At 74.1% G+C, this 23,115-nt stretch carries 19 protein-coding genes and 1 riboswitch; of the genes, 14 read left to right on the forward strand and 5 right to left on the reverse strand.

Features of this window, described 5'->3' with window-relative positions; translation table 11 throughout:
- Positions 1 to 93: 93 nt before the first annotated feature.
- The 3 genes from PS271_RS01245 to PS271_RS01255 all read right to left on the reverse strand — a co-directional run bounded on the left by PS271_RS01245 (position 94) and on the right by PS271_RS01255 (position 3,852).
- Positions 94 to 1,575, reverse strand: coding sequence for an MFS transporter (locus PS271_RS01245; protein ID WP_398379286.1), 1,482 nt, complete (start codon positions 1,573 to 1,575; stop codon positions 94 to 96).
- A gap of 109 nt (positions 1,576 to 1,684) precedes the next feature.
- Positions 1,685 to 2,143: a hotdog fold thioesterase gene (locus PS271_RS01250; RefSeq protein ID WP_398379288.1), complete on the reverse strand. Its 459-nt coding sequence runs from the start codon at positions 2,141 to 2,143 to the stop codon at positions 1,685 to 1,687.
- A complete protein-coding gene (locus PS271_RS01255; protein WP_398379290.1) occupies positions 2,140 to 3,852 on the reverse strand; it encodes a class I adenylate-forming enzyme family protein in 1,713 nt (570 codons plus the stop codon). The genes PS271_RS01250 and PS271_RS01255 overlap by 4 nt, the downstream gene beginning before the upstream one ends.
- Before the next feature lie 326 nt (positions 3,853 to 4,178).
- Between PS271_RS01255 and PS271_RS01260 the strand changes: the two genes are divergently transcribed.
- The 11 genes from PS271_RS01260 (at position 4,179) to PS271_RS01310 (ending at position 15,816) form a co-directional block, all read left to right on the forward strand.
- Positions 4,179 to 5,963 (forward strand): AMP-binding protein, encoded by a 1,785-nt coding sequence (locus PS271_RS01260; RefSeq protein ID WP_398379292.1) that lies wholly within the window; start codon positions 4,179 to 4,181, stop codon positions 5,961 to 5,963.
- Positions 5,960 to 7,117 carry a beta-ketoacyl-[acyl-carrier-protein] synthase family protein gene (locus tag PS271_RS01265; protein ID WP_398379294.1) on the forward strand — a complete coding sequence of 386 codons (1,158 nt, stop codon included), beginning with the start codon at positions 5,960 to 5,962 and terminating at the stop codon, positions 7,115 to 7,117. The genes PS271_RS01260 and PS271_RS01265 overlap by 4 nt, the downstream gene beginning before the upstream one ends.
- Complete coding sequence (locus PS271_RS01270; RefSeq protein WP_398379296.1) at positions 7,114 to 8,082, forward strand: beta-ketoacyl synthase N-terminal-like domain-containing protein; 969 nt, start codon at positions 7,114 to 7,116, stop codon at positions 8,080 to 8,082. The genes PS271_RS01265 and PS271_RS01270 overlap by 4 nt, the downstream gene beginning before the upstream one ends.
- Before the next feature lie 77 nt (positions 8,083 to 8,159).
- On the forward strand, positions 8,160 to 8,432 hold the full coding sequence (locus tag PS271_RS01275; protein ID WP_398379299.1) for an acyl carrier protein: 273 nt from the start codon (positions 8,160 to 8,162) through the stop codon (positions 8,430 to 8,432).
- On the forward strand, positions 8,429 to 9,214 hold the full coding sequence (gene fabG / locus PS271_RS01280) for a 3-oxoacyl-ACP reductase FabG (protein ID WP_398379301.1): 786 nt from the start codon (positions 8,429 to 8,431) through the stop codon (positions 9,212 to 9,214). Before PS271_RS01275 ends, fabG begins: the two co-directional genes overlap by 4 nt.
- A gap of 245 nt (positions 9,215 to 9,459) precedes the next feature.
- Positions 9,460 to 11,286, forward strand: coding sequence for an Hsp70 family protein (locus PS271_RS01285; protein ID WP_398379303.1), 1,827 nt, complete (start codon positions 9,460 to 9,462; stop codon positions 11,284 to 11,286).
- 9 nt (positions 11,287 to 11,295) lie between these two features.
- A complete protein-coding gene (locus PS271_RS01290) occupies positions 11,296 to 12,198 on the forward strand; it encodes a hypothetical protein (RefSeq protein WP_398379305.1) in 903 nt (300 codons plus the stop codon).
- A complete protein-coding gene (locus tag PS271_RS01295) occupies positions 12,195 to 13,265 on the forward strand; it encodes a diguanylate cyclase regulator RdcB family protein (protein ID WP_398379307.1) in 1,071 nt (356 codons plus the stop codon). The genes PS271_RS01290 and PS271_RS01295 overlap by 4 nt, the downstream gene beginning before the upstream one ends.
- Positions 13,262 to 14,452 carry a patatin-like phospholipase family protein gene (locus PS271_RS01300; RefSeq protein WP_398379309.1) on the forward strand — a complete coding sequence of 397 codons (1,191 nt, stop codon included), beginning with the start codon at positions 13,262 to 13,264 and terminating at the stop codon, positions 14,450 to 14,452. Before PS271_RS01295 ends, PS271_RS01300 begins: the two co-directional genes overlap by 4 nt.
- Positions 14,419 to 15,240, forward strand: a complete 822-nt coding sequence (locus tag PS271_RS01305; RefSeq protein WP_398379311.1) for a glycerophosphodiester phosphodiesterase family protein — start codon at positions 14,419 to 14,421, stop codon at positions 15,238 to 15,240. The genes PS271_RS01300 and PS271_RS01305 overlap by 34 nt, the downstream gene beginning before the upstream one ends.
- Before the next feature lie 48 nt (positions 15,241 to 15,288).
- Complete coding sequence (locus tag PS271_RS01310; protein ID WP_398379313.1) at positions 15,289 to 15,816, forward strand: DUF4231 domain-containing protein; 528 nt, start codon at positions 15,289 to 15,291, stop codon at positions 15,814 to 15,816.
- A 27-nt stretch (positions 15,817 to 15,843) separates the two neighbouring features.
- On the opposite strand, the gene PS271_RS01315 is transcribed toward PS271_RS01310, so the two are convergent.
- Complete coding sequence (locus tag PS271_RS01315; protein WP_398379315.1) at positions 15,844 to 18,810, reverse strand: AfsR/SARP family transcriptional regulator; 2,967 nt, start codon at positions 18,808 to 18,810, stop codon at positions 15,844 to 15,846.
- A 226-nt stretch (positions 18,811 to 19,036) separates the two neighbouring features.
- Between PS271_RS01315 and PS271_RS01320 the strand changes: the two genes are divergently transcribed.
- Positions 19,037 to 19,243, forward strand: coding sequence for a hypothetical protein (locus tag PS271_RS01320; RefSeq protein WP_398379317.1), 207 nt, complete (start codon positions 19,037 to 19,039; stop codon positions 19,241 to 19,243).
- A gap of 554 nt (positions 19,244 to 19,797) precedes the next feature.
- Entirely contained in the window at positions 19,798 to 20,868 is a 1,071-nt protein-coding gene (locus tag PS271_RS01325) for a S1 family peptidase (protein ID WP_398379319.1), read from the forward strand.
- Between the two features lie 138 nt (positions 20,869 to 21,006).
- Here the strand turns inward: PS271_RS01325 and PS271_RS01330 are convergent, their stop codons facing one another.
- Positions 21,007 to 21,480, reverse strand: a complete 474-nt coding sequence (locus tag PS271_RS01330) for a C40 family peptidase (RefSeq protein ID WP_120757296.1) — start codon at positions 21,478 to 21,480, stop codon at positions 21,007 to 21,009.
- Positions 21,481 to 21,484: 4 nt separating this feature from the next.
- Positions 21,485 to 21,647: riboswitch (cyclic di-AMP (ydaO/yuaA leader) on the reverse strand.
- Positions 21,648 to 21,991: 344 nt separating this feature from the next.
- Between PS271_RS01330 and PS271_RS01335 the strand changes: the two genes are divergently transcribed.
- Positions 21,992 to 23,074, forward strand: a complete 1,083-nt coding sequence (locus tag PS271_RS01335; protein WP_398379322.1) for a carboxylate-amine ligase — start codon at positions 21,992 to 21,994, stop codon at positions 23,072 to 23,074.
- Positions 23,075 to 23,115 lie beyond the last annotated feature (41 nt).

Genomic DNA, 23,115 nt, shown 5'->3' on the forward strand with positions numbered 1-23,115 from the left:
ATGGGATGAGGGGTCTTGCCTCATGGGGCCGGGAGAGGGGCGCGGCCCTCCTCGCGGAAGAGCCGCACCCCCGCGGTGCCCTGGTGATAGCGGTCAGACGTGCGCGGCCGGCACCTCGGCGGGCTGCTCGCCGTTGCCCGCGAAGCGGCGGAACGTCCAGGTCATCCACATCACGACGAGGACCATCAGCACGCTGATCGCGGTGGCCCAGGCCATGGCGTCGGCCCAGCTCGCGTCGGTGGCGTGCTTGCCGGCGACGGCGAAGAACACCGCGCCGATGACGGCGACGCCGGCCGCGCTGGCGAACTGCTGGGTGGTGGTGAGGATGCCCGAGGCGATGCCGGCGTCCTGGGCCCGGACCCGCATCAGCGCGGCACCGAACAGGGCGGGCAGCACGACGCCGTTGCCGGCGCCGATCAGGCACAGGCACGCCACGATCCACGGCAGGCCGGTGCCGGGCCCGGCCGCGTACAGCCGTACGGCCAGGGCCACCAGGCCCAGGGCGATCACCGCGCTGCTGACGACGAGGGCGCTCATGCCCCAGCGGTTGGTGAGCCTGCCGCCGATCATCGAGGTGGCGGTGAAGAGGATGCCCATCGGGGAGAACACGAGGCCCGCCTGGAACGGGCCGAGCCCCAGGCCCGACTGGAGCAGCAGGGTCAGCGTGAACATGAAGCTGCCGAAGTAGACCATGAACGCGACGCTCGCGATCACGCCACCGCGGAAGGACGGGCTGCGGAACAGCGGGAAGACGAGCACGGGGTCGCCGCCGCGGCGCCGGAGGGTCTGCTCCCAGCGCAGGGTGACGGCCGCGACGGGGACGGCCAGGGCCATGCAGATCCAGGTCCAGGCCGGCCAGTCGGCGCTGTGGCCCATGGTCAGCGGTACGAGCAGCAGGGCGAGGGCGAGGGAGACGCCGAACGCCCCGACGGGGTCCAGGCCGACGCTGCGGCGCTGCGTCTGCGCGGGCAGGACGCGCAGTGCGGCGGCGGCGATGACCACGCAGAAGGGGACGTTGATAAGAAAGATGCTCCGCCAGCCGAGACCGGCGAAGTCGGCGGCGATCAGTGCTCCGCCGAGGACCTGGCCGGCGATGGAGCCGAGACCGGCGGCGGCGCCGTACCAGGCCATGGCCTTGGGCTTGCGCTCGTCGGGGAAGTCCGCCGTGATCACGGCGAGCACCTGCGGGACCATGATCGCGCCGGACAGGCCCTGGGCCAGGCGGGCGATGACGAGCTGCTCGGGGTTAGCGGCGATGCCGCACAGCAGCGAGGTGATGCCGAAGGCGATCGTGCCGATGACGAACAGCCGGCGGTAGCCGTACTTGTCGCCCAGCCGGCCTCCCGTGATCATGCCGGCCGCGTAGGCGAAGGCGTAGCCGCCGACGACGAGTTCGAGGGCGGCGGGCCCCGCGTGGATGCTCTCCTCCAGCGACGGCGCGGCGACGTTCACCACGAAGAAGTCGAACTGGGCGAAGAACATGGCGGACAGCAGGACGAGGAGGATAGGTCCGGTGCGTACGGTCGGTTTGGTCGAGGCCTCCGCCACGGAGGGCGGGGCGAGCTGGTCGGTCATGGGGCTCCTCGGCGCCGGGCGCGTGCGGCGGCCGGCGCGGTTCGCGGACCTGTGGTCGGGACGGGATGGACGGAAGGGAACGAAGAGAGGCGTATCGGTGCGGGGGGTGTCAGCGGTCCCTGCGCCGGCCGTGGACGGCGCAGGTGATGCGGGCGGTGCACACCCGCCGCCCCGCCTCGTCCGAGATGACGACCTCGTAGGTCGCCGTCGTACGGCCGAGGTGGAGCGCGGTGGCGACGCCCGTGACCGTGCCGGTGCGCACGGCCCGGTGGTGGGTGGCGTTGAGGTCGACCCCGACGGCGATGTGGCCTTCGCCGGCGTGCAGGACGGCGCCGATGGAGCCGAGTGACTCGGCGAGGACGGCCGAGGCGCCGCCGTGGAGCATGCGGTACAGCTGGGTGTTCCCGGCGACGGGCATCGTGGCGACGAGCCGCTGGGGGGTGGCTTCCTGGAAGGTGATGCCCATCCGGCCGGCGAGGGTGTCCTCCCCCGCCGCGTTGATCCAGGCGACGGGGTCCTCGGGGGGCGCGTCGAGGAGGCGGGGGGTGCGGGGTGCGGCGGTGGTCATCGGACGGTCACCGCCTCCGCGGCGGGTGCCGTAGCGACGGCCACCGGGTCCACCGGCCGGTAGGTGTGCAGGGACAGGTACTTCTCGCGCAGTTGCCGCTTGAGGACCTTTCCGGTGGGGCCGAGGGGGATGTCCGCGGGAGACGCCGCGATCTCCAGGAGGGCGAGCCGGGGCTGGCCGATGCGGTCGAGGACGGCGTTGGCCCGGCGCAGCAGGTCCGCGGCGTCCCCGCCGCCGCCGAACAGCCGGACGAGGGCGACGGGCACCGTACGGTCCTGGTCGTGCCCGGCGACGACCGCGCAGTCGGCGACCTCGTCCAGGCCCAGCAGGATCTCCTCCTCCATCAGGGCCGAGTAGCCGTCGCCGGCGTCCGTGCGGATCCGGTCGACGGCGCGGTCGACGTGGAAGTACTCGCCGTCCTCGGTGCGGTGGACGAGGTCGCCGGAGAGCCAGTAGCCGGCGAGGGTGGAGCGGTAGGTGGTGTCGGAGTCGTTCCAGTAGCCGCGGGCGATGGAGTCGCCGCGGACGCCGAGCAGGCCGACCTCGCCGGGGTCCGCGTGGCTGCCGTCCTCGCGCAGGACGGCGACCTCGGAGAGGGGGACGCGGCGGCCGAGGTGGCGGGCGCGGGGCGGGCTGGCCGGGGTGATCTCGCGGCGCAGGGCCGCCCAGCCGAGCTCCGAGGAGCCGAGCCCGTCGTCGATGACCGAGCCGGGCACCGTGCCGCCGCCTTCGACGACGGTGTGGCCGAGCTCCATCAGGCGCCGCATGTGGGCGTCGTGGCCGCAGTCGCCGAGGTTGACCCACACCTGTACGGAAGTGAAGTCGGCCGGGTCGGGGTGGTGGTGGGTGGCGAGGTGGGCGAGGGCCTCGTTGAAGGCGAGGACGACGCCGGGCCGGTAGGTGGCGCAGCCGCGGGCGAGGCCGGGCCCGGTGGGGTCGGACCAGGCGACGGTGGGCAGGCCGCCGAGGACGGAGAGGAGGGTGAAGGCGATGGCGCTGGAGTGGGACTGGGGGTAGGCGGCCAGGACGACGGAGTCCTCGGGGCCGGGCGGGTTGACGAGCCGGTAGCGGGCGCCGGCGACGCTCTGCGCGTGGGTCCAGACGACCGGCTTGGGGTTGCCGGTGGTGCCCGAGGAGTGGCAGATGACGACGGGGTCGTCGGCGCCGTGGCGGTACTCGGCCCCGGCGGGCAGGGTGCGCTTGCCGAGGATGCCGACGTCCTGGCGGGTGCAGGTCCAGCGGACGACGGGCAGTTCGCGCTCGCGGCCGGCGAAGAGGGCCAGCCGGGGCGCGTCGGTGTAGATGCCGACGGGGGCGGTGCGGCGGATGAGGCCGAGGGCGAGCTCCGGTTTCATCCGGCCGTTGATGAGGACGGCGATCGCCCCGATGCGGGCGAGGGCGGCGAGGTGGAGGTGGTCCTCGAAGGAGTCCTCGATGTAGACGGCGACGCGGTCGCGGGGCCGCACGCCCCGGTCGTGGTACCAGGCCGCCCACGCCTCGGCGAGGTCGTCGAGCTGGCGGAGGCTGAACTCGCTCTGCTGCCAGCCGTCCGTGTTGAGCAGTGGCACGTCGGCGGCGATGAGCGGCAGGTCGGCGGCGGGGTTGACCGCGGCGGCGGCGCGCCAGGCGTTGCCGCCGCCGAGGCCGGGGTGGTCCACGAGGCGCAGGCGGGCCTCCGGCGGGAGCAGGGTGTGCGAAGTGAGCGGCATCATTCACCTGGCCTCGGATTCGGGACGGTCGGCATGCGGTGTGGGGGGTGCCGGAACATGGCAGTCCGCTGGGCGGGCCCACCGGAGGCGACGCTAGGCGCGCCGTCCGGAGGCCCGCCAACGGAGGCGGGATAGCCCGTCAAGTCGCCCCGCGCCACGGGGAGTAGGGGGGCGGGGCCGGAGCGGATTCCACTTGACGGACTCCCCGGCCGCTGGTTCGGCCGTCACAGGCCCGTGGCTATGTTCGGGAAAGTCCTCCGGCGCGCTCCGGAATCCGTGGAGACCGGTAGCCGTACGTTCCCGAGAAGGAGTACACAGTGCCACCTGTGCGGAAATCCGATACCGGCGATACCGGCGACCGGCTTCGCGAAATCGTGGCGTTCGTCCTCGACCTCGACGTGGCGGACGTACGGACCGACGCCTCGTTCCACCAGGAGCTCAAGGTCGACTCCCTGGAGAAGGTGGAGATCGCGGCACGCATCGAGCAGACCTTCGGGGTCGCGCTCGGCGACGACGAGACGGCGGGGATGGACAGCGTCCGGGACGCGGCGGAGCTGCTCGCCGCCAAGGCCCCGCGCGCGGGAGACCTGGTGGACCGCCTGCTCGGCACCCACGTCGCCGCCGGTCACGGCGAGCGGACCGCGTACACGGACCCGGACGCCGGCACCGTCTCGTACGCCCGCCTCCACGAGGCCGCGCAGGACTACGCCCGGGCCCTGGCCGGGCGGGGCGTGCCGGCCGGCAGCCGCAGCCTGATCGTCGCCGAGGACTCCGTGGCCACGGCCGTGGCCGTCCTCGGGCTGTGGTGGCACGGGTGCGTGCCGGTGCCGGTGAGTCCGATGCTCGGCGACGACGACATCCGGTTCATCGCCGCCGACTGCGGCGCGGCCGTCGTCCACCTCGACACCGGCCCCGCCCAGCAGGCATCCCTGCACGAGGCGTTCGCCGCCCTCCCCCGGCTGACGGGCGATCAGGTGCGGGAGGGGCTGGCGGCCGGGCCCGGGCCGGCGAGCACCCGCGTACCCGTCCCGCCCGCGCACCGCCCCGCGGGCGCCGAGTCACTGATCCAGTACACCTCCGGCTCCACCGGCCGGCCCAAGGGCGTACGGCACTCCGCCGCCGGGATCCACGCCATGCTCGACGGGTACGGCGCGGTGCTCGGGCTGCGGCCCGACGACGTCGTGCTGTCCACCGCCCGGATGTCGTTCGGCTACGGCTTCGGCAGCTCGGTACTGTGCACGCTGGCGGCCGGGGCGAGCGCCGTCGTCCTGCGCGGGGCCGTGGACCCGCTGTCGGTGAGCGCCGCCCTGCGCCGCCACCGGCCGACCGTGCTGTGCTCGGTGCCGCGCCTGTACGCGGGCCTCCTCGACGCGGCGCACGGCGGCCGCCCGGATCCCGGGGCCCTGTCGTCCGTGCGCCTGTGCCTGACCGCCGGCGAGCACTGCCCGGCCGCCCTGAGCCGGCGCATCGAGGCGGCCTTCGGCGCGCACGTCATGAACTGCCTGGGCGCGACCGAGGTCATGCACGTCGCCATCGCGACGCCCGCGGACCGCGCGCTGCACGGCCTGGCCGGTCTGCCCGTCCCCGGCGTGACCGTGACCGTCCGCGACGAGCGGGGCCGCCCGGTGCCCGACGGCACCGACGGCCGGCTGCACATCGCCGGGCCGACCGTCTCCCTCGGCTACGTCGGCCGCCCGGACGCCGACGCCGCCACGTTCGGCGACGGCGGCGCGTACACCGGGGACGTCGTCCGCCGGAACCCCGACGGCAGCATCGCGTACCTGTGCCGGGCCGACGACATCCTCAACCTCGGCGGCTACAAGGTCGTGCCCCGCGAGATCGAGGACGTGGTCCGCTCGATCGACGGCGTCACCGACTGCGTCGTCGTCGGCGTCCCGGACCCCGACGGCCTCCAGCGCTCGGTGGCGTTCACGGTGACCGCCGAGGGCACCGACCGGGACGCGGTCCGGCGCGCCATCCGCGCCTGCGTCCGCACCCGCCTCGCCCCGTACAAGCGGCCCGGCCGCTTCGAATTCGTGGACGCCCTGCCGGCGACGGCCACGGGCAAGCTCGCCGCCTACCGGCTGCGCGAGCGGATAGGACAGTCATGACCTGGGACATCACCGGCATGGGAGCGGTCGCGAGCATCGGCGGCACCCCGCAGGAGATCTTCGCCGCGCTCTGCGCGGGCCGCAGCGGACTCGCCGGGCTGCGCGCCTTCGACACCGCCAAGTACCGGGCCCGGCAGGCCTACGAGATCGACGACCGCGCCCGCCCGGGCGCCGACGAGCCGGGCCGGGCCACCCGCTGGCTGCGGCAGGCCGCCGCCCAGGCCCTCACGGACGCGGGGCTCCCCCACGACCTCGCGGACGTCCCGGTCCTGGTCGGCACGACCCTCCAGGAGCAGCGCAGCGCCGAGCTGTGGTGGCGCGAGGGCGCCCCGCTGACCCCCTCGGACCTGCACTTCGGCACCGCCCTGCGGGCGGAGTTCGGCGCGACCCGTACGTACACGTTCGCCAACGCCTGCGCCGCTTCCCTCTACGCGCTGGCCATGGCGACCGACCTGATCGAGGCGGGGGCCGCGGACACCGTCGTGGTGGCCGGCACGGACGCGATCGGCGAGAGCGCCTTCGGGACGCTGGACCGGGTGCAGAACGACATCCCCGACGCGCTGCGCCCGTTCGACCGCTCCCACAAGGGCATGCTGATGGGCGAGGGCGCGGTGGCGGTGGTCGTCCAGCGCGCCCCGGCCGCACCGGATCCCGGCCGGCGCGTGCACGCACGCGTGCGGGCCGTCGGCATCAACTGCGACGCCCACCACCCCACGGCCCCCGACCCCGAGGGCATCACCCGCGTGGTGCGCGACGCCCACCGGCGGGCCGGGGTCGCCGCCGAGGACATCGACCTGGTCATGCTGCACGGCAGCGGCACCCCGAAGAACGACACGACCGAGGCCGGCGTGCTCGCGCAGGTCTTCGCGGCTGATGACGGCGGAGGCGACGGCGGGCCGCTGATGACGGCCGTGAAGTCCATGACCGGGCACACGCTGGGCGGCTCGGGCCTGCTGAGCCTGGTGGTCGCCGCGCTCGCCCTCCGGCAGGGCACGGTGCCGCCGGTGCTCGGGCTCACCGACCCGGTCGAGGAGGCCGCCGGGCTGCGGCTCGTCCGGGACACGGCGGCCACGGCCGGCCTCGGCCTCGCCCAGATCGACGCGTTCGGCTTCGGCGGGATCAACGCCGCGGCGATAGTGGAGGCAGTCCGATGACCAGTGCCGCGCAGACCGCGCACCGTGCGTCCCGTGCGTCCGGCAACCCCGAGGTCGTCGTCTCCGGCGTGGGCCTCGCCGTCCCCGGCATCACCCTTCCCGACGAGCTCCTCGGCGCCGTCCGCGAGGGCGGCTTCGACCCGCACACGGGCCTCACGGGCCGCGAGATGCGGCACAAGGACCGCGCCTCGCGCCTGGCCCTGCGCGCCGCCGAACCGGCCCTGCGCGACGCCGGCCTGCACGACGGCAAGGCCTTCACCGGCGACGGCGACACCACCGCGGTGGTCGTCAGCTCCAACTTCGGCATCCTCGACAGCGTTTGCGCGTTCGCCGACGTCATCGCCCGCGACACCGTGACCGGCCTGAGCCCCCTCGGCCTGCCCCAGACGTCCAGCAACGTCATCGCCGGGTCCGTGGCCATGCGCCACGGCCTGCGCGGCCCCAGCCTCACCCTGTGCAACGGGCCCGGCAGCGGGCTCGACGCCGTGTACTGGGCGCGCGGGCTCATCGCGGCGGGCCGCGCGGAGACCGCCGTCGTCATCGGCGTGGAGCCGTCGGGCGACGCCGTCACCAAGCTGCTGGGCGAGCCGGTGTTCGACGGCGCCGCCGCCCTCGTCCTGGAGGCCCGGGACCGCGGCGCCCGGGCCCGCGCGGTCATCGGCGCGGGGGCGTACGCGCGCGGCGCGGACCCGTCGGCCGCGGTGACCGCGGCCCTGGCCGGCCGCTCCCCCGCCTCCGTGAGCCTGTGGCTGCCCGGCGAGGACAGCTGCGGCGCCCCCGGCGGCGCTCCCGCCTTCGACCTCACGGGGCGGCTCGGCCGGTGCTCCGGTGCTCTGGGCGTGCTCCAGTGTGCCGCGGCCGTCGCGCACTTCGACCGCCGGCCGGACGAGGACGCCGCCGTCCTGGCCTTCGCCGGGGGCCCGGCGGACGACGCCGCCGCGGCGCTCCTGCTGACCGCACCCTGACCCGTACCTGAGCACTTCTGACCAGCCCTCACACCCCCGAAGCATCCCGGAAACATCCCCGAACCGGAGGCACCGCCATGTCCGTTCAGCCCACGGTCAACACCCTCGACGTCGAAGAGCTCCGCGCCGTCGTCGCCGAGGCCCTCGAACTGCCCGTCGAGGAGGTCACCGACGACGCCCGCTTCAAGGAGGACCTCGACGTGGACTCGCTGATCTCCCTGGAGATCGCGGTGCGCATCGAGGAGCAGTACGGCATCCGCGTCGACGACTCCGACCTCGCGGACCTGGGGACCTTCCGGCTGATCAGCGAGCTGGTACGGGACCGGGTCGCGGGGCGGTCCGCGGCATGAGCGCGGCGGCCCGCACCGTGCGCGGCGAGGCGGCGGGCGGTGCCGCGCGGCGGCCGGTGGCCCTGGTCACCGGCGGCTCGCGCGGCATCGGCCGGGCGGTGGTGGCGCGGCTGGCCGGGGACGGCTACGACGTCGCCTTCTGCTACCGGTCCGCCGCGGACGCCGCGGAGGCCGCCGCGAAGGCGGCCCGGGAGGCGGGCGCCCGGGTGCTCGCCCGGCAGGCGGACGTGGCGGAGGCCGGCGCGGCCCGGGAGTTCGTCACCGACGCCGTACGCGAGCTGGGGCCGCCCGACGCGGTGGTCACGTGCGCGGGGATCACCCGCGACCGGCCGCTGGCGCTGATGGCCGACGAGGAGTGGCGGGAGGTCATCGACACCAACCTGCACGGCACGTACCACGTCTGCCGCGCGGCCGTCTTCCCGCTGATGAAGCGCCGCAAGGGGGCGATCGTCACGCTGTCCTCCGTCGCCGGTGTCCACGGCAGCGCGGCGCAGACCAACTACGCCGCCTCCAAGGCCGGCATCATAGGCTTCACGCGCTCACTCGCCAGGGAAGGCGGGAAGTACGGCGTCCGTGCCAACGTCGTCGCCCCGGGCCTGATCACGACGGACATGACGGCGGGCCTGCCGGAGGCGGTCGCGAAGCGCCATCTGGAGCAGATCCCGCTCGGCCGGGCCGGGACCCCGGAGGAGGTGGCCGATCTGGTCGCCTACCTCGTGTCGGACCGTGCCGCGTATATCACCGGGCAGGTCGTGGAGATCAACGGAGGCCTGCCGGGGTAAAGATCGCACGGATATATCTATGGGCTTCCCCTGAGCTTCCTGAGCTTCTTCTGAGCTTTCGCCAATAGGTGCCGCCAGCAAGGAAATCGATTCCCGGCGCCCCGCCGCACGGCGGCGGAATCCATTCCGCCAATGGGCTCCCCGCCACCCACGGTGACGTGTACCCTCAAGCACCTGTCGGCAACTGTGCGGAGCTCGGGGGACCCATGACGCCGTCAACACGTGGTGCGATTTTCAAACCCAAGGTGATCGTCGCGATCGATTTCGGGACGCACGGCACCGGGTTCGCCTGGGCGACCGTTTCTGCACTCCAGGACGCGGCGGGGCACCGGGTCGTGGTCTACCAGCCGTTCACGCAATCGGGAGGCCACACCTACCCGAAGGACCTCAGCGCCGTCCTCGTGAACCGGGCCGGCGACCCGGTGAAATTCGGAGAAAAGGCGCGCAATGCCTGGGACCGCGAACTCGCCCGCGGAAACCCCCAGGACTTCGGCTACGCCAGCAAGTTCAAGATGGCCATTCACGGGCGCGAGGGAAAGTCCGACATCCCGGAATTCCTCGGCAGCCTCGCGGGCGCCCGCCGCGATGCGGTAAAGGGTCTCGTCACCGCCATGCTCACGCATGTGCGCGCGGCCGCGCTGGACCAGATCGGCCGCTATGCCGTCGGCGGCGCCGCTTATACCGCCGATGAAATCCGCTGGTGTCTCACCATTCCGGCCATGTGGACCGAGGCGGACCGGCAGTTCATGCGGACGGCGGCCGTCTCCGCGGGGCTGCCGGGGGACGCCGAGCAGTTACTGCTGGTGCAGGAGCCCGAGGCCGCGGCCGTCTACTGCGCGCTCAACGCGGGCACGGTGCTCGGCCCGGACCGCCCGGAGGGGCAGCTGGAGGTCGACACCCCGGGCAGCCGGTTCATGGTGGTGGACTGCGGCGGCGGCACCGTCGACATCACCAGCTACCAGATCCGCGCCGAGGGCGTCGGCCCCGGCCAGCTCAAGGAGACCCGCGTCGCCGACGGCGACCGCCTCGGCTCCGCCTACGTCAACCACGCCTTCGTGACGGACATCCTCGCCGACCGCTTCGGCGAGCAGCAGCTCAAGCAGCTGATCGCGGCCTTCCCCAAGGAAGTCGGGCAGCTGGAGACGGAATGGGAGACCGAGAAGGTCCGGCTCGTCTCCGAGACCGCCGCCGACGGCACACCGGTCATCACGGACACGGTGCTCATCAGCATTCCCGGCAAGATCTGGGACGCCCTCGACGCGGGAACCCGGACCCGGCTCACCGTGCTCGCCTCCGGCGAGACCCATTACATCGAGATCACCGCGCACGAGGTCACCACGCTCTTCGAATCCGTGGTGCGCCCGATCCTCTCCACCATCGAGCGGCAGCGGGCCGCCGCGGCCGGCGACGGGCCGGCCGTCGGGCGGGAACAAATGCTGCTGGTGGGCGGATTCGCGCGCTCGACGTACCTCCGGGACCGCATCGCCCAGCGCTTCGGCCACGAAGTGCGCGTGATCACCCCGATGGACCCGGCCGTCGCCGTGCTCGGCGGCGCCGTGCACTTCGCCTACGACCCGTCCATCATCTGGGGCCGCCGCTCCAAGTACACCTACGGATTCGGGTGCAGCATGCCGTTCCGGCACGGCATCGACCCGCAGGAGAAGTTCTTCATCGACGACGACGGCAACGAGAAGTGCAACGACCGGTTCGTCATCATGGCCCGGCGCGGCGACCTCGTGCCGGCGGACCACAAGGCGGTGAGCACCGTCGCGGTGTTCCCGAAATGGACGACGGTCCAGGTGACGATCCACGCCACGTACGCGCACGACCCCGGCTATACGGACGAGGAAGGCTGCGAGGCCATCGGAAAGGTCGTCCCCGACATCTCGGGGTCGGTGGGCCTCCCCACGAGCGAGCGCTCCCTGGACGTCGCCTTCTCGTTCGGGACCACCGAGATCGAAGTGGAGGTCTGCGACCGCCGGTCGGGGGCCGCCCGCCGGGCCGAGGTCGCCTTCGACGACCTGTACGGCCGCGGCAGCACCGACCGGCCCGACACCCCGCAGGGAAGGTGAGCCAGGACCATGTACAACTACGGGTGGAACGACCACGAGGCGCCCAACGAGCCGCACCCCGCCGCCCCCTCCATACAGGCGGCGGGCGGCCAGTACTCGCAGGAGTGGTGGCTCGGCCAGCTGCACGACCTCCAGCAGCGGCTGGCCGCGGTGGAGTCCTGGCAGCACAGCGTGGACGCGACGGCCGAGCAGCAGACCGCGAAGGCGAGAAGGAGCGGCGGCTCGCAGACCGACCTGACCCGCTTGCGGGACACGGTGGTCCGGGTCTCCGACGGCGTGAGCGCCATGGCCCACCGGGTGGACCACCTGGAGGAGCGGCTGCGGCAGGCCGAGGTCCTGCTCGACCGGCTGCGCTCCGCGGGCGTCCGGGACGCCATCGCCACCGGCGAGGCCCCCAGCGACATGCACCGCAGACACTCGCAGATCAAGGAGCGCTACCAGCGCCTGGTCGACCAGGACCTGCGCAACCTCGCCCGCGAGCTGTGCCCCGCCGACGCCCGGCAGTGGGAGCAGATGGCCGGGGGCCTGCCGGCCGCGCGGGCCCGGGCCGTCAGCGAGACCGTGCAGATGCTCTTCGCGGCGCCCCAGCAGAGCACTCCGGCCACGGCCGAGAGCGTGCAGTCCGCGCTGGCCCACCGCGGCTACGAGACGGAGGGCGCCGACCCCCGTCTCCACAAGGTCGTGGACGCGGCCAACGGCATCGTCCGCGACATGGCCGCCGTCGAGCTGCCCGCGACCCTGCTGTTCGACACCGACGTCACCGCCCTCGCCGAGGGCGAGTACCAGGCCTACAACCGGCAGGACACCGGCGTCCCCGGCTTCCTCGTCGCACCCGCCTACGCCGTCCAGGGCGAGGCCCCGGAGAACCACCTGAAGGCCTTCGTCTTCCTGGCCCCGGGCGAGGCGCCGTGACGCCGCCGCGGAACGGCTCGCTCAGCCTGGAGACCGTGGCCCGGGGCGTGCCGCTCGTCGACGACCGCCTGCTCCTGGAACTGACCAACGACCTGCACACCGCGAACGACCTCACCCGCGCCGCCGGCCGCGAGGGCTTCTTCGCCCGCCTGCTCGGCCGGGCGACCGGCCGCGACCGGATCCGCGAACGCACCACCCGGGACCGGATGCTGAGCTCCCAGCAGCTCACGCTGCGCTGGCTGACGCACCTGAGCGAGCGGATGACGGTGACCGACCTCGTGGTGGCCGAGGTCTCGGAAGAAGTACACGACGCGAAGAAGCGCATCGAGCGCGTCGAGGCCGCCGGTCAGTGGTCGGCGGCCGCGATCGGCGAGCTCGGGGCGATCCTCGGCAGGCTGGCCAGCGACACCGGCCGCTTCCTGTCCGACCACGAGCGCCGGCTCGCGGCGCTGGAGGCCCAGCTGGCGCTGGACCGCTCGGCCCGGCGCTGGCGCAACCCCCGGCCCGACCCGGAGCTGCCCTGGCTCGTGGGAGCAGTGCTGCTGGCCCGCGAGGTGGCCTCCGGGCCGGCCGGCACGTACGCCTTCACCGGCGGCGAGACGCTCATGCAGCGGCAGCTGGTCGAGCGCATGCTGCAAGACCCGCCGGAGCCCTGGTTCGAAGGCGTGAAGTCGGTGCCGGCCATGCTCACCGGTGTCGTACGGGACCTGCCCAGCGAGAACCACCGGCTGATGGTGGCCGAACTCCTCGGCCTGGGCGTCGCCGACGAGCTGTCGGACGCGGTCGGCCCGCTGACCTCCGCGCTGGCGCGGGCCACGGAGCTGGCCGTGGCGGGGGCCGATCCCGGCGACGCCGCGCGGGCCGCCCTGCGGGACAGCAGCGGCAGCGGCGACCTCTTCCTGCCGTCCAGCCTGAGCGTCGAGCAACTCGTACGGCGCATCGTGGCCGAGCAGTTCGCGGAGGCGCGGCAGCGGCGGATCCGGCTCCGCAAGCACGCGGAACCCGAAGACGAGAGTGAGGGTGATGGCGACGGACCGGACGACGGTGCGGGGCGTGATGCACGGTGAGTGAAGCGCGAGACGCGGAAGACCCCGGCGGCATGGGCAGCGCGCAGGACATCGCGCGCGCCTTCGCCGGCTGGGCGGCCCGCGCCGACGGCGTGGCCGCCGGGCCCGGCGCCCCCGTGCCCAAGGCACGGCCGGCCCCCGAGGAGCCGTGCCCCGCACCCGCGGCCCGGCCCGCGTTCCCGTCGCCCGGATCGCTGCGCATCGGGCTCGTGCTGGCCGGCGGAGGCGCCAAGGGGGCCTACGAACTGGGCGTCTGCGACTACCTCGCGGAGATGGGCCTGGAGATCGCGGCCATCGCCGGGACCAGCATCGGCGCCCTCAACGGCGCCGTCCTGGTCGGCGCCCCCGACCTGCCGACCGGCACGCGGCGCCTGGCCGGGTTCTGGGAGCGCTTCTCCACCCGCTCGGGCGTCACGCCCTTCGCCGACCAGGGCCTGCCGCTGGACGAGGCCGGCGCGGCGGCCGAGGGCACCGGCCGGCAGGCCCGGCTGCTCGCGCCCAGGCTGCTGGGCCTGCGCCGCCGGATCGGCCTGCTGGAAGAGCTCGTCAGCGAGGCCGTGGACGCGGCGGCGATCCGGGCCGGGCGCCCCCTGTGGGTGGCCGCCTACCCGCTCGTCCGCACGCCCGCCCTCCCGGTGCGGCTGCGGCACCTCATGGAGGTCCTGCGGTGGCTCGGCGGCGCGAAGGGCGCCATCCTGCGCCTCAACGGCCTGCCGGAGCACCAGATCCGGGAAGCCGTCCTCGCGAGCGCCGCGCTGCCGTTCATCTTCCCGTCCCGCGTGGTCGACGGCTGCGCCTACCTCGACGGCGGGCTGGGCGGGCCCGGCGACCGCACCCCGGTGCGCGCCTTCGCCGAGCAGGAGCACTGCGAGGTCGTCGTGGTCGTCCACCTGCACCCGGACGCCGTCGTGAGCTCGCACCCCGCGGGCCCCGTCACCCGGATCGACATCCGCCCCAGCGTCCCCATCATCCCGCCCGGTCCGCTGGGCCCGCTCACCGGCCTGCTGTCGTTCTCCCCGGACCGGGTCCAGGCGCTGCGCAGGCTCGGATACCGCGACGCCTGGGTACGCTTCGAGGAGCTCCGCCATCTGCTCGGTGTGCACAACTCCCTCTCCCAGGCCGAGACGCGCATGCTCGCGACGTTCCAGCGGCTGTGCGACGCGCCCCGGCCCGCGGCTCCGTCGTGACGTCCGTCCTGGAGGCCATCGTGCGGGATCTCCCCTGGCACCTGAGCCGGCCGATCGCCCACCGGGGCCTGCACGGCGGCCCGGACGGCCCGCCGGAGAACTCGATGGCGGCGTTCCGGCGCGCCGCCGCGCACGGCGTGCCCTTCGAGCTCGACGTGCAGCTGACCAGGGACGGCGCGCTCGCCGTCGTGCACGACGCGGCGGTCCGGCTGCCGTCCGGGCACGACCGGCCCGTCACGTCCCTGACCCTGGGCGACCTGCGCGCGGTGGCCTCGTCGGTGCCGGGCGCCGCCCTGCCGGTCACGCTGGCGGAGGTGTTCGCGGCGGTGGCCGGGCGCGTGCCCGTCATGGTGGACGTCCGCCGCTGGGGGCTCGCCGGGGCGGGCGGCCTGGAGCGGGCCGTGACGCGCGCGGTCCGCCGCTACGACGGCCCGGTCGCCGTGCAGTCCTTCGACCCGCGGACGGTGTTCCGGTTGCGGCGCGCGCTCCCCGGGGTGCCGGTGGGGCAGATCGCGGGGGCCCTGAGGTCCGCGCCGCCCGTCCTGCGCCAGGCGGGCCGGTCCATGGCCACCAACGCCGTGTGCCGGCCGGGCTTCCTCAGCTTCGAGCTGGACGCCCTGCCGTCGCGGGCCCTGCGCTTCTGGCAGCGGCGCGGGCTGCCCGTCATCGGCTGGACCGTTCATTCGCCGGAGCAGGAGCGGGCGGCGCGCGAGTCGGTGACCAACGTCTTCTTCTCCGGGTACCTGCCGTCGGCCTACGCGTCGCATCCGCCGTCGCCGGCCCGGTGAGCAGGTGAGTGGCACGTGAGTGAGTTGCGAGTGAGTGCGAGGAAGAGTGTGCTGAGGAAACTGGGTCTGAGATTCTCCGCGCCCCGCTGGCGGAGCTCCGAAAAGGGCTTCACCGCCGCGACCGAGCGCTACGTCCTGGACGTCATAGATTTCTACGACGCCCGCGCCACCTGGCACCGGCGCTTCTACCGGCTGAGCGGGGCGGTCGTGATCCTGGCCGGCGCGGCCCTGCCGGTCCTGACCTCGCTCGACTTCACCGGGAAGAGCGCCGCGATATCGGGCACGGGATTCCTGGTGGCGGTCACCACCGCCATGAAGAGCCTCTACCGCTGGGACGTCTCCTGGATACTGCTCCGGGAGACGGAGATCGAGCTCACCCGCGTCTATCTCCAGTGGTGCGCGGGCGGCCTCGGCGCCGACGGCACCGACGGGGCGTCCCGCTCGGCGAACGCCCTTCTCGACGCGGTGTTCAAGATCCGCCACCGGGAGTCCTCGCAGTTCTTCAAGAACCTGCCGGACCCGGGCCCGGCCGTCCAGCCGGTCAACGGCGGGACGGGCCACCGCGCCGTACGCTGACGCCCGGCGCGGGCTTCCGGCGCCGCGTCACCGCACCCGTGCGGGCGCCCCGGCCAGGAGCTCCCGCACCCAGGCCGCCTCGGGCACCCCCAGGCGTTCGAAGAGGGTCAGGGCCTCGCGGAGGTGGTCCTGACCGCGGGAGGGATCGCCCAGGCGGGCGCGGGCCCGGCCGAGGACGGCCAGGGCCAGGCCCTGGCAGTACGTCTTGCCCAGGTCGCGGGCGATGCTCAGGGACTGCTCGGCGCACGAGACCGCGTCCTCGTCGCGCCACTCGGCCAGGCGGCATTCGGCGAGGCGGGCCCAGGCCAGCCCCTCCCAGCCGCGCTGCTGCTGCTCGATGAAGGACCCGAGGGCGTCCTGGAGCTGACGGGCCGCCAGATCCGGGCGGCCCGTCTTGTGCAGCACACAGCCGTGCTGGTAGAGGGTCAGCGCGATGGTCGGGCCGTTGCCGGTGGCCCGGGCGATGCGGACGGCCTCGGCGGCGTCGCGCTCGGCCTCGCGGGGCCGGTCGAGGGCCAGGCGGACGCGGGCGGTGTTGGCGAGCACCCGGGCCTCGCTGCCCTTGTCGCCCAGGGCGTCGCACAGGTGGCGGGCCTGCTCCAGCAGGGGCAGGGCGCGGGCGGGGCGGTCAGTGGCGAAGCAGAGGATGCCGAGGGCGTTGGCGGCGAGGTGGCGGCACAGGGGGTCGCCGGCGGCGTCCGCGAGGCGCAGGGCCTCGGACAGTTCGCGCTCGGCCGCCTCGTACACGTCGGTGAAGTAGTGCAGGTTGCCGAGGGTGTAGCGGGCCCGGGCCTCGACGCGCAGGTCGCCCGCCTCACGCGCGGCGACGGCGCTCAGTTCGGACAGGCGGCGCAGTTCGTCGCGGTGCGCCGGGCCCTCGATCAGGCCCGACCACGTGAGCAGCACGTCGCCCGCGGGGCGCAGCGCGCCCGGCAGGGCCCGGACGGCCTGGGCGAGGCCGGCGGCGAGCGTGATGTGCTCGCGGCGCAGCCACTGGCGGGCCTCGTCGGCGTCGGCGAAGGCGGTGCCGGGGGTGGTGACGGGGTGGAGGTGGCGGTGCAGGGCGTGGTCGGGTTCGAGGAGGCGGGAGGCGTTGCCGACGGTGGCGAGCAGGTGGTCGAGGAGGCGGGCGACGGCGGCGCCGCGGTCCTCGGGCGCCTCCGTGCGCTCGGCGCGGCGACGCGCGTAGAGCCGCAGGAGGTCGTGGAAGCGGTACCGGCCGGGGGCGTACGACTCGAGCAGGCCGGCGTCGGCGAGGCCTTCGGCGAGGTCCTCGGCGGTGAACTCGTCGCAGTCGAGGAGGGCGGCCGCGGCGGCCAGGGGGAGATCGGGGGCGTCGGCGAGGGCCAGCAGGCGGAAGGCCCTGGCCTGGTCGTCCGGCAGGTGGGTGTAGCCGAGCCGGAACGTGCTCTCCACGGTGAGGTCGCCGGCTTGCAGTTCGTCGAGGCGGCGGCGTTCGTCGTCGAGGCGGGCGACGAGGGAGGCGACGGTCCAGCCGGGCCGGGAGGCGAGGCGGGAGGCCACGATGCGGACGGCGAGCGGCAGGTGGCCGCACGCGGCGGCCAGGGCCTTGGCGGCGCGCGGCTCGGCGGAGACGCGCTCCTCTCCGGCGATGGCGGCCAGCAGCGAGAGGGCCTCGGCCTCGCTCGAGACGCCGACGTGGAACTGCCGGGCGCCGCCCAGGGTGACGGCGCGGGAGCGGGTCGTCACGAGCACGGCGCAGCCGGCGGTGCCGGGGAGCAGCGGGCGGAGCTGGGCGGCGTCGCGGGCGTTGTCAAGGAGGAGCAGGACGCGGCGGTCGGCGAGCACGGACCGGTAGAGGGCGGCGCGCTGTTCCAGGTCGTCGGGGATGTCGGCCTCGGGGACGTCCAGCGCCTGGAGGAAGTGGGCGAGGACGCTGCCGCTGTCCGCGGGGTCGGCGCCGGTGCCGCGCAGGTCGACGTAGAGCTGGCCGTCGGGGAAGCCGGGGCGGGCGAGGTGGGCGGCGTGGACGGCGAGGGTGGTCTTGCCGACGCCGCCGATGCCGGTGAGCACGGCGATCGGCACGGCGGGGCCGGCGGCTCCGGTGAGCGCGCCGCGCACCTCGCGGAGCAGCTCCTCGCGGCCGGTGAAGTCGGGTATGCCGGCGGGCAGCTGGAAGGGGGCGCCGGCCGGGCGCCGGTCCTCGGCGGGGCCGCCCGCGGTCGCTTCGGCGGTGGGCAGGGCGAGCCCGGGGTCGCCGGCCAGGACCCGGGCGTGCAGCCGGGTCAGCTCGGGGCCGGGTTCGACGCCGAGCTCCTCGACGAGCAGCCGTCGTGCGTCGGCGTAGGCGGCGAGGGCGTCGACCTGGCGGCCGCAGCGGTAGAGGGCGAGGATCAGCTGGGCGCGCAGCCGCTCCCGCAGCGGGTGTTCCGCGGCGAGCGAGGTGAGCTCGGGGACGGCCTCGGCGTGCCGGCCGAGGGCCAGGGCGCACTCGAAGAGGCCTTCCTGGGCGGCGAGGCGCGCTTCGGTGAGCCGGTCCTGCTGGCGCTCGCAGTACGGGCCCGGGAGTCCGGCCAGCGCGGTGCCGTGCCACAGCTCCAGCGCCGCGGCGTAGGTGGCGTGGGCCGTCCCGGTGTCGCCCGCGGTGCGGGCGGCGGCCGCCTCGGCGAGAAGGCGTTCGAAGACGTGGGCGTCGACGCGCTCGGGCTCGACGCGCAGGGCGTAGCCGCCGGCGACGGAGACGAGGACGGTCGCGGGGGTACGGGAGGCGCGGCCGGGTTCCAGGAGGGTGCGCAGGCGGGAGGCGTAGGTGCGGATGGTGCCGAGGGCCTGGGGCGGTGCGTTCTCGCCCCACAGGGCGTCGATCAGCTCGTCGCTGGAGACCGTGGCGCCGCCGCGGAGCAGGAGGACGGCGAGCATGGCGCGCTGCTGGCGCGCCCCGAGGTCCACGTCGCGGTCGCCCGCCCGGGCGCGGACCGGGCCGAGCAGCTGGAAGTGCAGCAGGGGAGCGGACGGCTCCGTTGTCTCCCGCATGTCTCCCCCGACCGTGCCGTGCCGGATCCGTCCGGCGCCAGCGGTGACAGTACCTCAGTGTCCCTTACAAGAGCAGGGGCCGGTGAATGCGGCCGGCTCCGCCTGCGGGCGGGGGCGGCCGCGCCCGGCGAGGGGTCGTTGATCGTACGTTGATGGCGCCGATACATACTTCAAGCACATGTTTTTCACGGCGCGTCACGACGCGCCTTGTCTACAGGAGTTCGCTATGACCGCTGAGGACCCCAAGCACACGGAGCAGGCCGGGGCCCCCGCCGAGCAGGCCGCCACGGCGTCCGGCCGGCCCGCCACGCCGTCCGAGCAGGCCATGTCGACCGAGCTGGACCAGCCGGTCGAGCACGTGGAGGGGGGCGCCGCGCAGGGGCAGGGGGGCAGCGGCCCGATCCGCCCGACCCACACGTCCGGCGCCCAGTAACGGGGGGTGACAAGGCCGGGGCCCGCTGTGCGAACGGCGGGCCCCGGCCTTGTTTTTGCGGGCGCCGTACCGCCCCCGGCCGCGGAGAGCCGTCTCCAGCCGTGAAGAACGGTCGCGCGAGAGGAACCGTTGCCCGTTAAGACTGCGCAAAGGCCGCCCCACGGCCCCGGCACGGACGGCCCGCGGGTGACGAATACCGGACAGGCGTACGCCTCGCCGTCCGCTCACCGCCCGGCCTGCGTCCGTACGCGTCACCCCCGTTCAGGGGGACGGCTCGCGGTACGGGTGAGCCGCCGGGGGTCCGCCGCCGGGACCGTTCGCACGACCGAATGTCGCTCTTGAACTTCCGTTCGCCGCCTCGGGATACTCGCCCGTATCCCGTTCTTGACATGGACGCGACGATCACATCGGCCTGTCGCGCTCCCTGTCCCACCCGTGCGCGGTACGTGGGCGCATGACGTACGCGCAGCACGCACGCGCACGACGTAACGCACGTCCTCCACCTTGCCCGGGCGCCACCGCGCCGCCGGGCGCTCCCCCACAGGAGGCCACGAGTGAAACGTTCCCGCATCTCCACGCGCCGTACGGCCGCCGCCGGTGCGGCGGTGGCGGCCCTGACCGCCGCGGCGCTCACGCTCCCCAGCGCGCAGGCCAGCTCGCCGGCGCCCCGTCAGCTCTCCTCTCCGCAGGCCGCGGAGCTCGCCCAGCGCATCGGGGCCGACCTGGGCGCGGACTCGGCCGGCGCGTACTACGACGCCGGCAGCGGCCGGCTCGTCGTCGGCGTCCTCGACCAGGCGGCGGCCGCGCGGGTACGGGCCGCGGGCGCCGAGCCGAGGACCGTGCGCCACTCGGCGACCGAGCTCGCCTCGGCCCGGGGAACGCTGAAGGCGGACGCCTCCATTCCGGGCACGGCCTGGGCGGTGGACCCGCGCCTGAACAAGGTCGTCGTCACCGCCGACAGCACCGTCACCGGCGCCCGCAAGGACCGCCTCGACAAGGTCGTCGCGAGCCTCGGCGACAAGGCGGTCGTGAAGAGAACGGCCGGGACGCTGCGCCCGTTCATCGCGGGCGGCGACGCGATCTGGGGCAGCGGCGTGCGCTGCTCCCTGGGCTTCAACGTCACCAAGGGCGGCAAGCCGTACTTCCTCACGGCCGGCCACTGCGGCAACGCCTCGCAGACCTGGTCCGCCACCCAGAGCGGCGCCCGGATCGGGGCGACCGAGAGCTCGACGTTCCCCGGCCACGACTACGCGATCGTGCGCTACACCTCGTCCACCGCCCACCCCAGCGCGGTGGACCTCTACAACGGCAGCACCCAGAACATCAGCCGGGCCGGGGAAGCGACCGTCGGCGAGACGGTGCAGCGCAGCGGCAGCACGACCGGCGTCCACGACGGCCAGGTCACGGCCCTCGACGTGACCGTCAACTACGAGGAGGGCGCGGTCGACGGCATGATCGGCACCTCGGTCTGCGCCGAGCCGGGCGACAGCGGCGGCGCGCTCTTCGACGGTGACACCGCCCTCGGCCTCACCTCGGGCGGCAGCGGCGACTGCTCCGCCGGCGGCGAGACGTTCTTCCAGCCCGTACCGGCGGCCCTCCAGGCGTTCGGGGCACAGCTGCCCTGACGCACCCGCGCTCCTCCGGGGATGCCCGCGGAGGGATCCCCGGAGGTCTCCGGGCCGGGGTAGGGTCGCCCCGGCCCGGTCGGGCGTGTGCGGCCCGGGGCGGTCGCCCCGGGCCGTTGGCACGATCAGGTGGCGTGGCTAGTTGACCCGGCCGTACCAGACGCTGCCGGACCAGATCTTCTCCAGACGCACCGACGCACCGGGCTTGGGCGAGTGCCAGATCTTGTTGCTACCCGCGTAGATACCGACGTGGTAGACGTTGCTGCCCGAGTGGAAGAAGACCAGGTCGCCCGCCTGACGGGAGCCGGAGGAGATGTGCCGGGTCTTGTTGTACTGGTCGGCCGCGGTGCGCGGCAGGTTCTTGCCCACCTTCTTGAACGAGTAGAGCGTGAGGCCCGAGCAGTCGAACCGGTTGGGGCCGGCGGCGCCGTACTGGTAGGGGGAGCCCTGCTTGGAGGCCGCGACCTTCAGGGCGGCGGCACCCGGGGTGGCCGCACTCGCCTCGGCCGACATGCCGGGAAGCAGCATGGACGCGGTCACGGTGGCGGCGGTGACCACGGAGGCGGCACCGGCGCGGGACATGAGCGTGGATATGCCAGGGAACGCAGACATGCCAAAACCCTTCGTCATCCGCCTGCGAAAGATGACCTGTCGGGTTCGGGCTGTCGAAGTTGCCCGGCCATCTGAAATGGCTTCACCCCAAGGACCACCGCCATCGTGGTCCGCCGTGCTCGGGTCTCCCGCTCCTGCCGATCCATTCGTTTCTGCTCCGCACCCGGTACGGCGGCAGGACTCGGCGTCCGCCCGGGTCGCCCGCCTCGGTGACGGGATCTTGTTGTTCGCTGCACGATCCTGCATCACGAACTGCCGGAATTCGGAGCCGAAAGGGGCTTCTGTGAACTTCTTCACTTCGCGTGGTCCCGTGGAACCGGGGTGTTACCCGGCATCGTGCGCAGCGTGAAATCCCGTTTATCAAAAGGCGGTTGAAGAACGGATTCGAGTCACCTGGGCGGGGCGCGAAGGACGAGGTGAACGGGGGCGCGGCAGGGCGTCTTTGCGTCAGAAAGCCGCGGCGGCGGGCTCCGTGCGGTTCGCCGCAAGGGCCCGAGGGTAGCCCTACGGCATGCTCACCCTAGGGATCGAGGAGGAGTATCTTCTGCTCGACCCGGCCACCGCACTGCCGGTACCCCTGGCCGACGAGGTCCGGGCGGCGGTCGACCTGGATCCGGTCGTGCACGAGCGGGAGATTCAGGCGGAGCTGTTGCAGGCCCAGGTGGAAGTCGCCACTCCGGTCTGTTCCGATCTCGCCGAGGCCGGCCGGCACCTGCTGCGGCTGCGCCACGCGGTGAGCTCCGCCGCCAAGCGGTCCGGCTGCCGGATCGCCGCCTGCGGAACGGCGCCGTGCTCGGGCCCCGAGCCCGTCCCGGTCACCATCAACCCGCGCTATCTGGCGATGCGGGCGCGTGCCGCCCAGCTCGTGGACGAGCAGTTCGTCCACGGCATGCACGTCCATGTCGCCATCCCCGACCGCGAGATGGGCGTCGCGGTCCTCAACCGGGTGCGGCCCTGGCTGCCCGTCCTCGTCGCCATGGCGGGCAACTCCCCGCTGTGGAACGGCCAGGACACCGGCTTCTCCAGCTGGCGGACCGTGGTCTACAGCCGCTGGCCGGTCAGCGGACCGCCGCCGTACTTCCACGGCCTCGCGGACTACGAGGAGCGCATCGACGCGCTGATGACGGCCGGTGCGATCGCGGACCGGGGCCAGCTGTACTGGCAGGCGCGGCTCTCGGAGCGCTATCCCACGATCGAGGTGCGCTGCCTGGACGTGCAGTTGCGGGCCGACGACTCCGTCATGTTCGCCGGCATCGTCCGCGGGCTGGTGGCCACCGCCCTCCGCGACGAGAAGGCCGGGCGGCCCCCGACGCCCTGCCTGCCGGAGCTGCTCGCCGCCGCGAACTGGCACGCCGCGCGGCACGGGCTCGACGGGGTGCTCGTCGACCCCGCGGGCCTGCGCCGCGCCGCGGACGACGTCGTCCGCTCCCTCCTCGTCCACATAGGGCAGTCGCTGGAGGAGGCGGGCGACACCCGGCAGGTGAGCTCGCTGGTGCACCGGCTGCTGCGCCGGGGCACCCCGGCCGACCGGCAGCGCCGGGCGCTGGCCACGGACGGGCTGAAGGCGGTGATGGAGCTGATCGCGGAGCCGTAGGCCACGGCCGGGCGCCCTCGCCGGAATCCTGCCGGCACCCC

Source organism: Streptomyces sp. SCA2-17 (genome assembly GCF_044336695.1).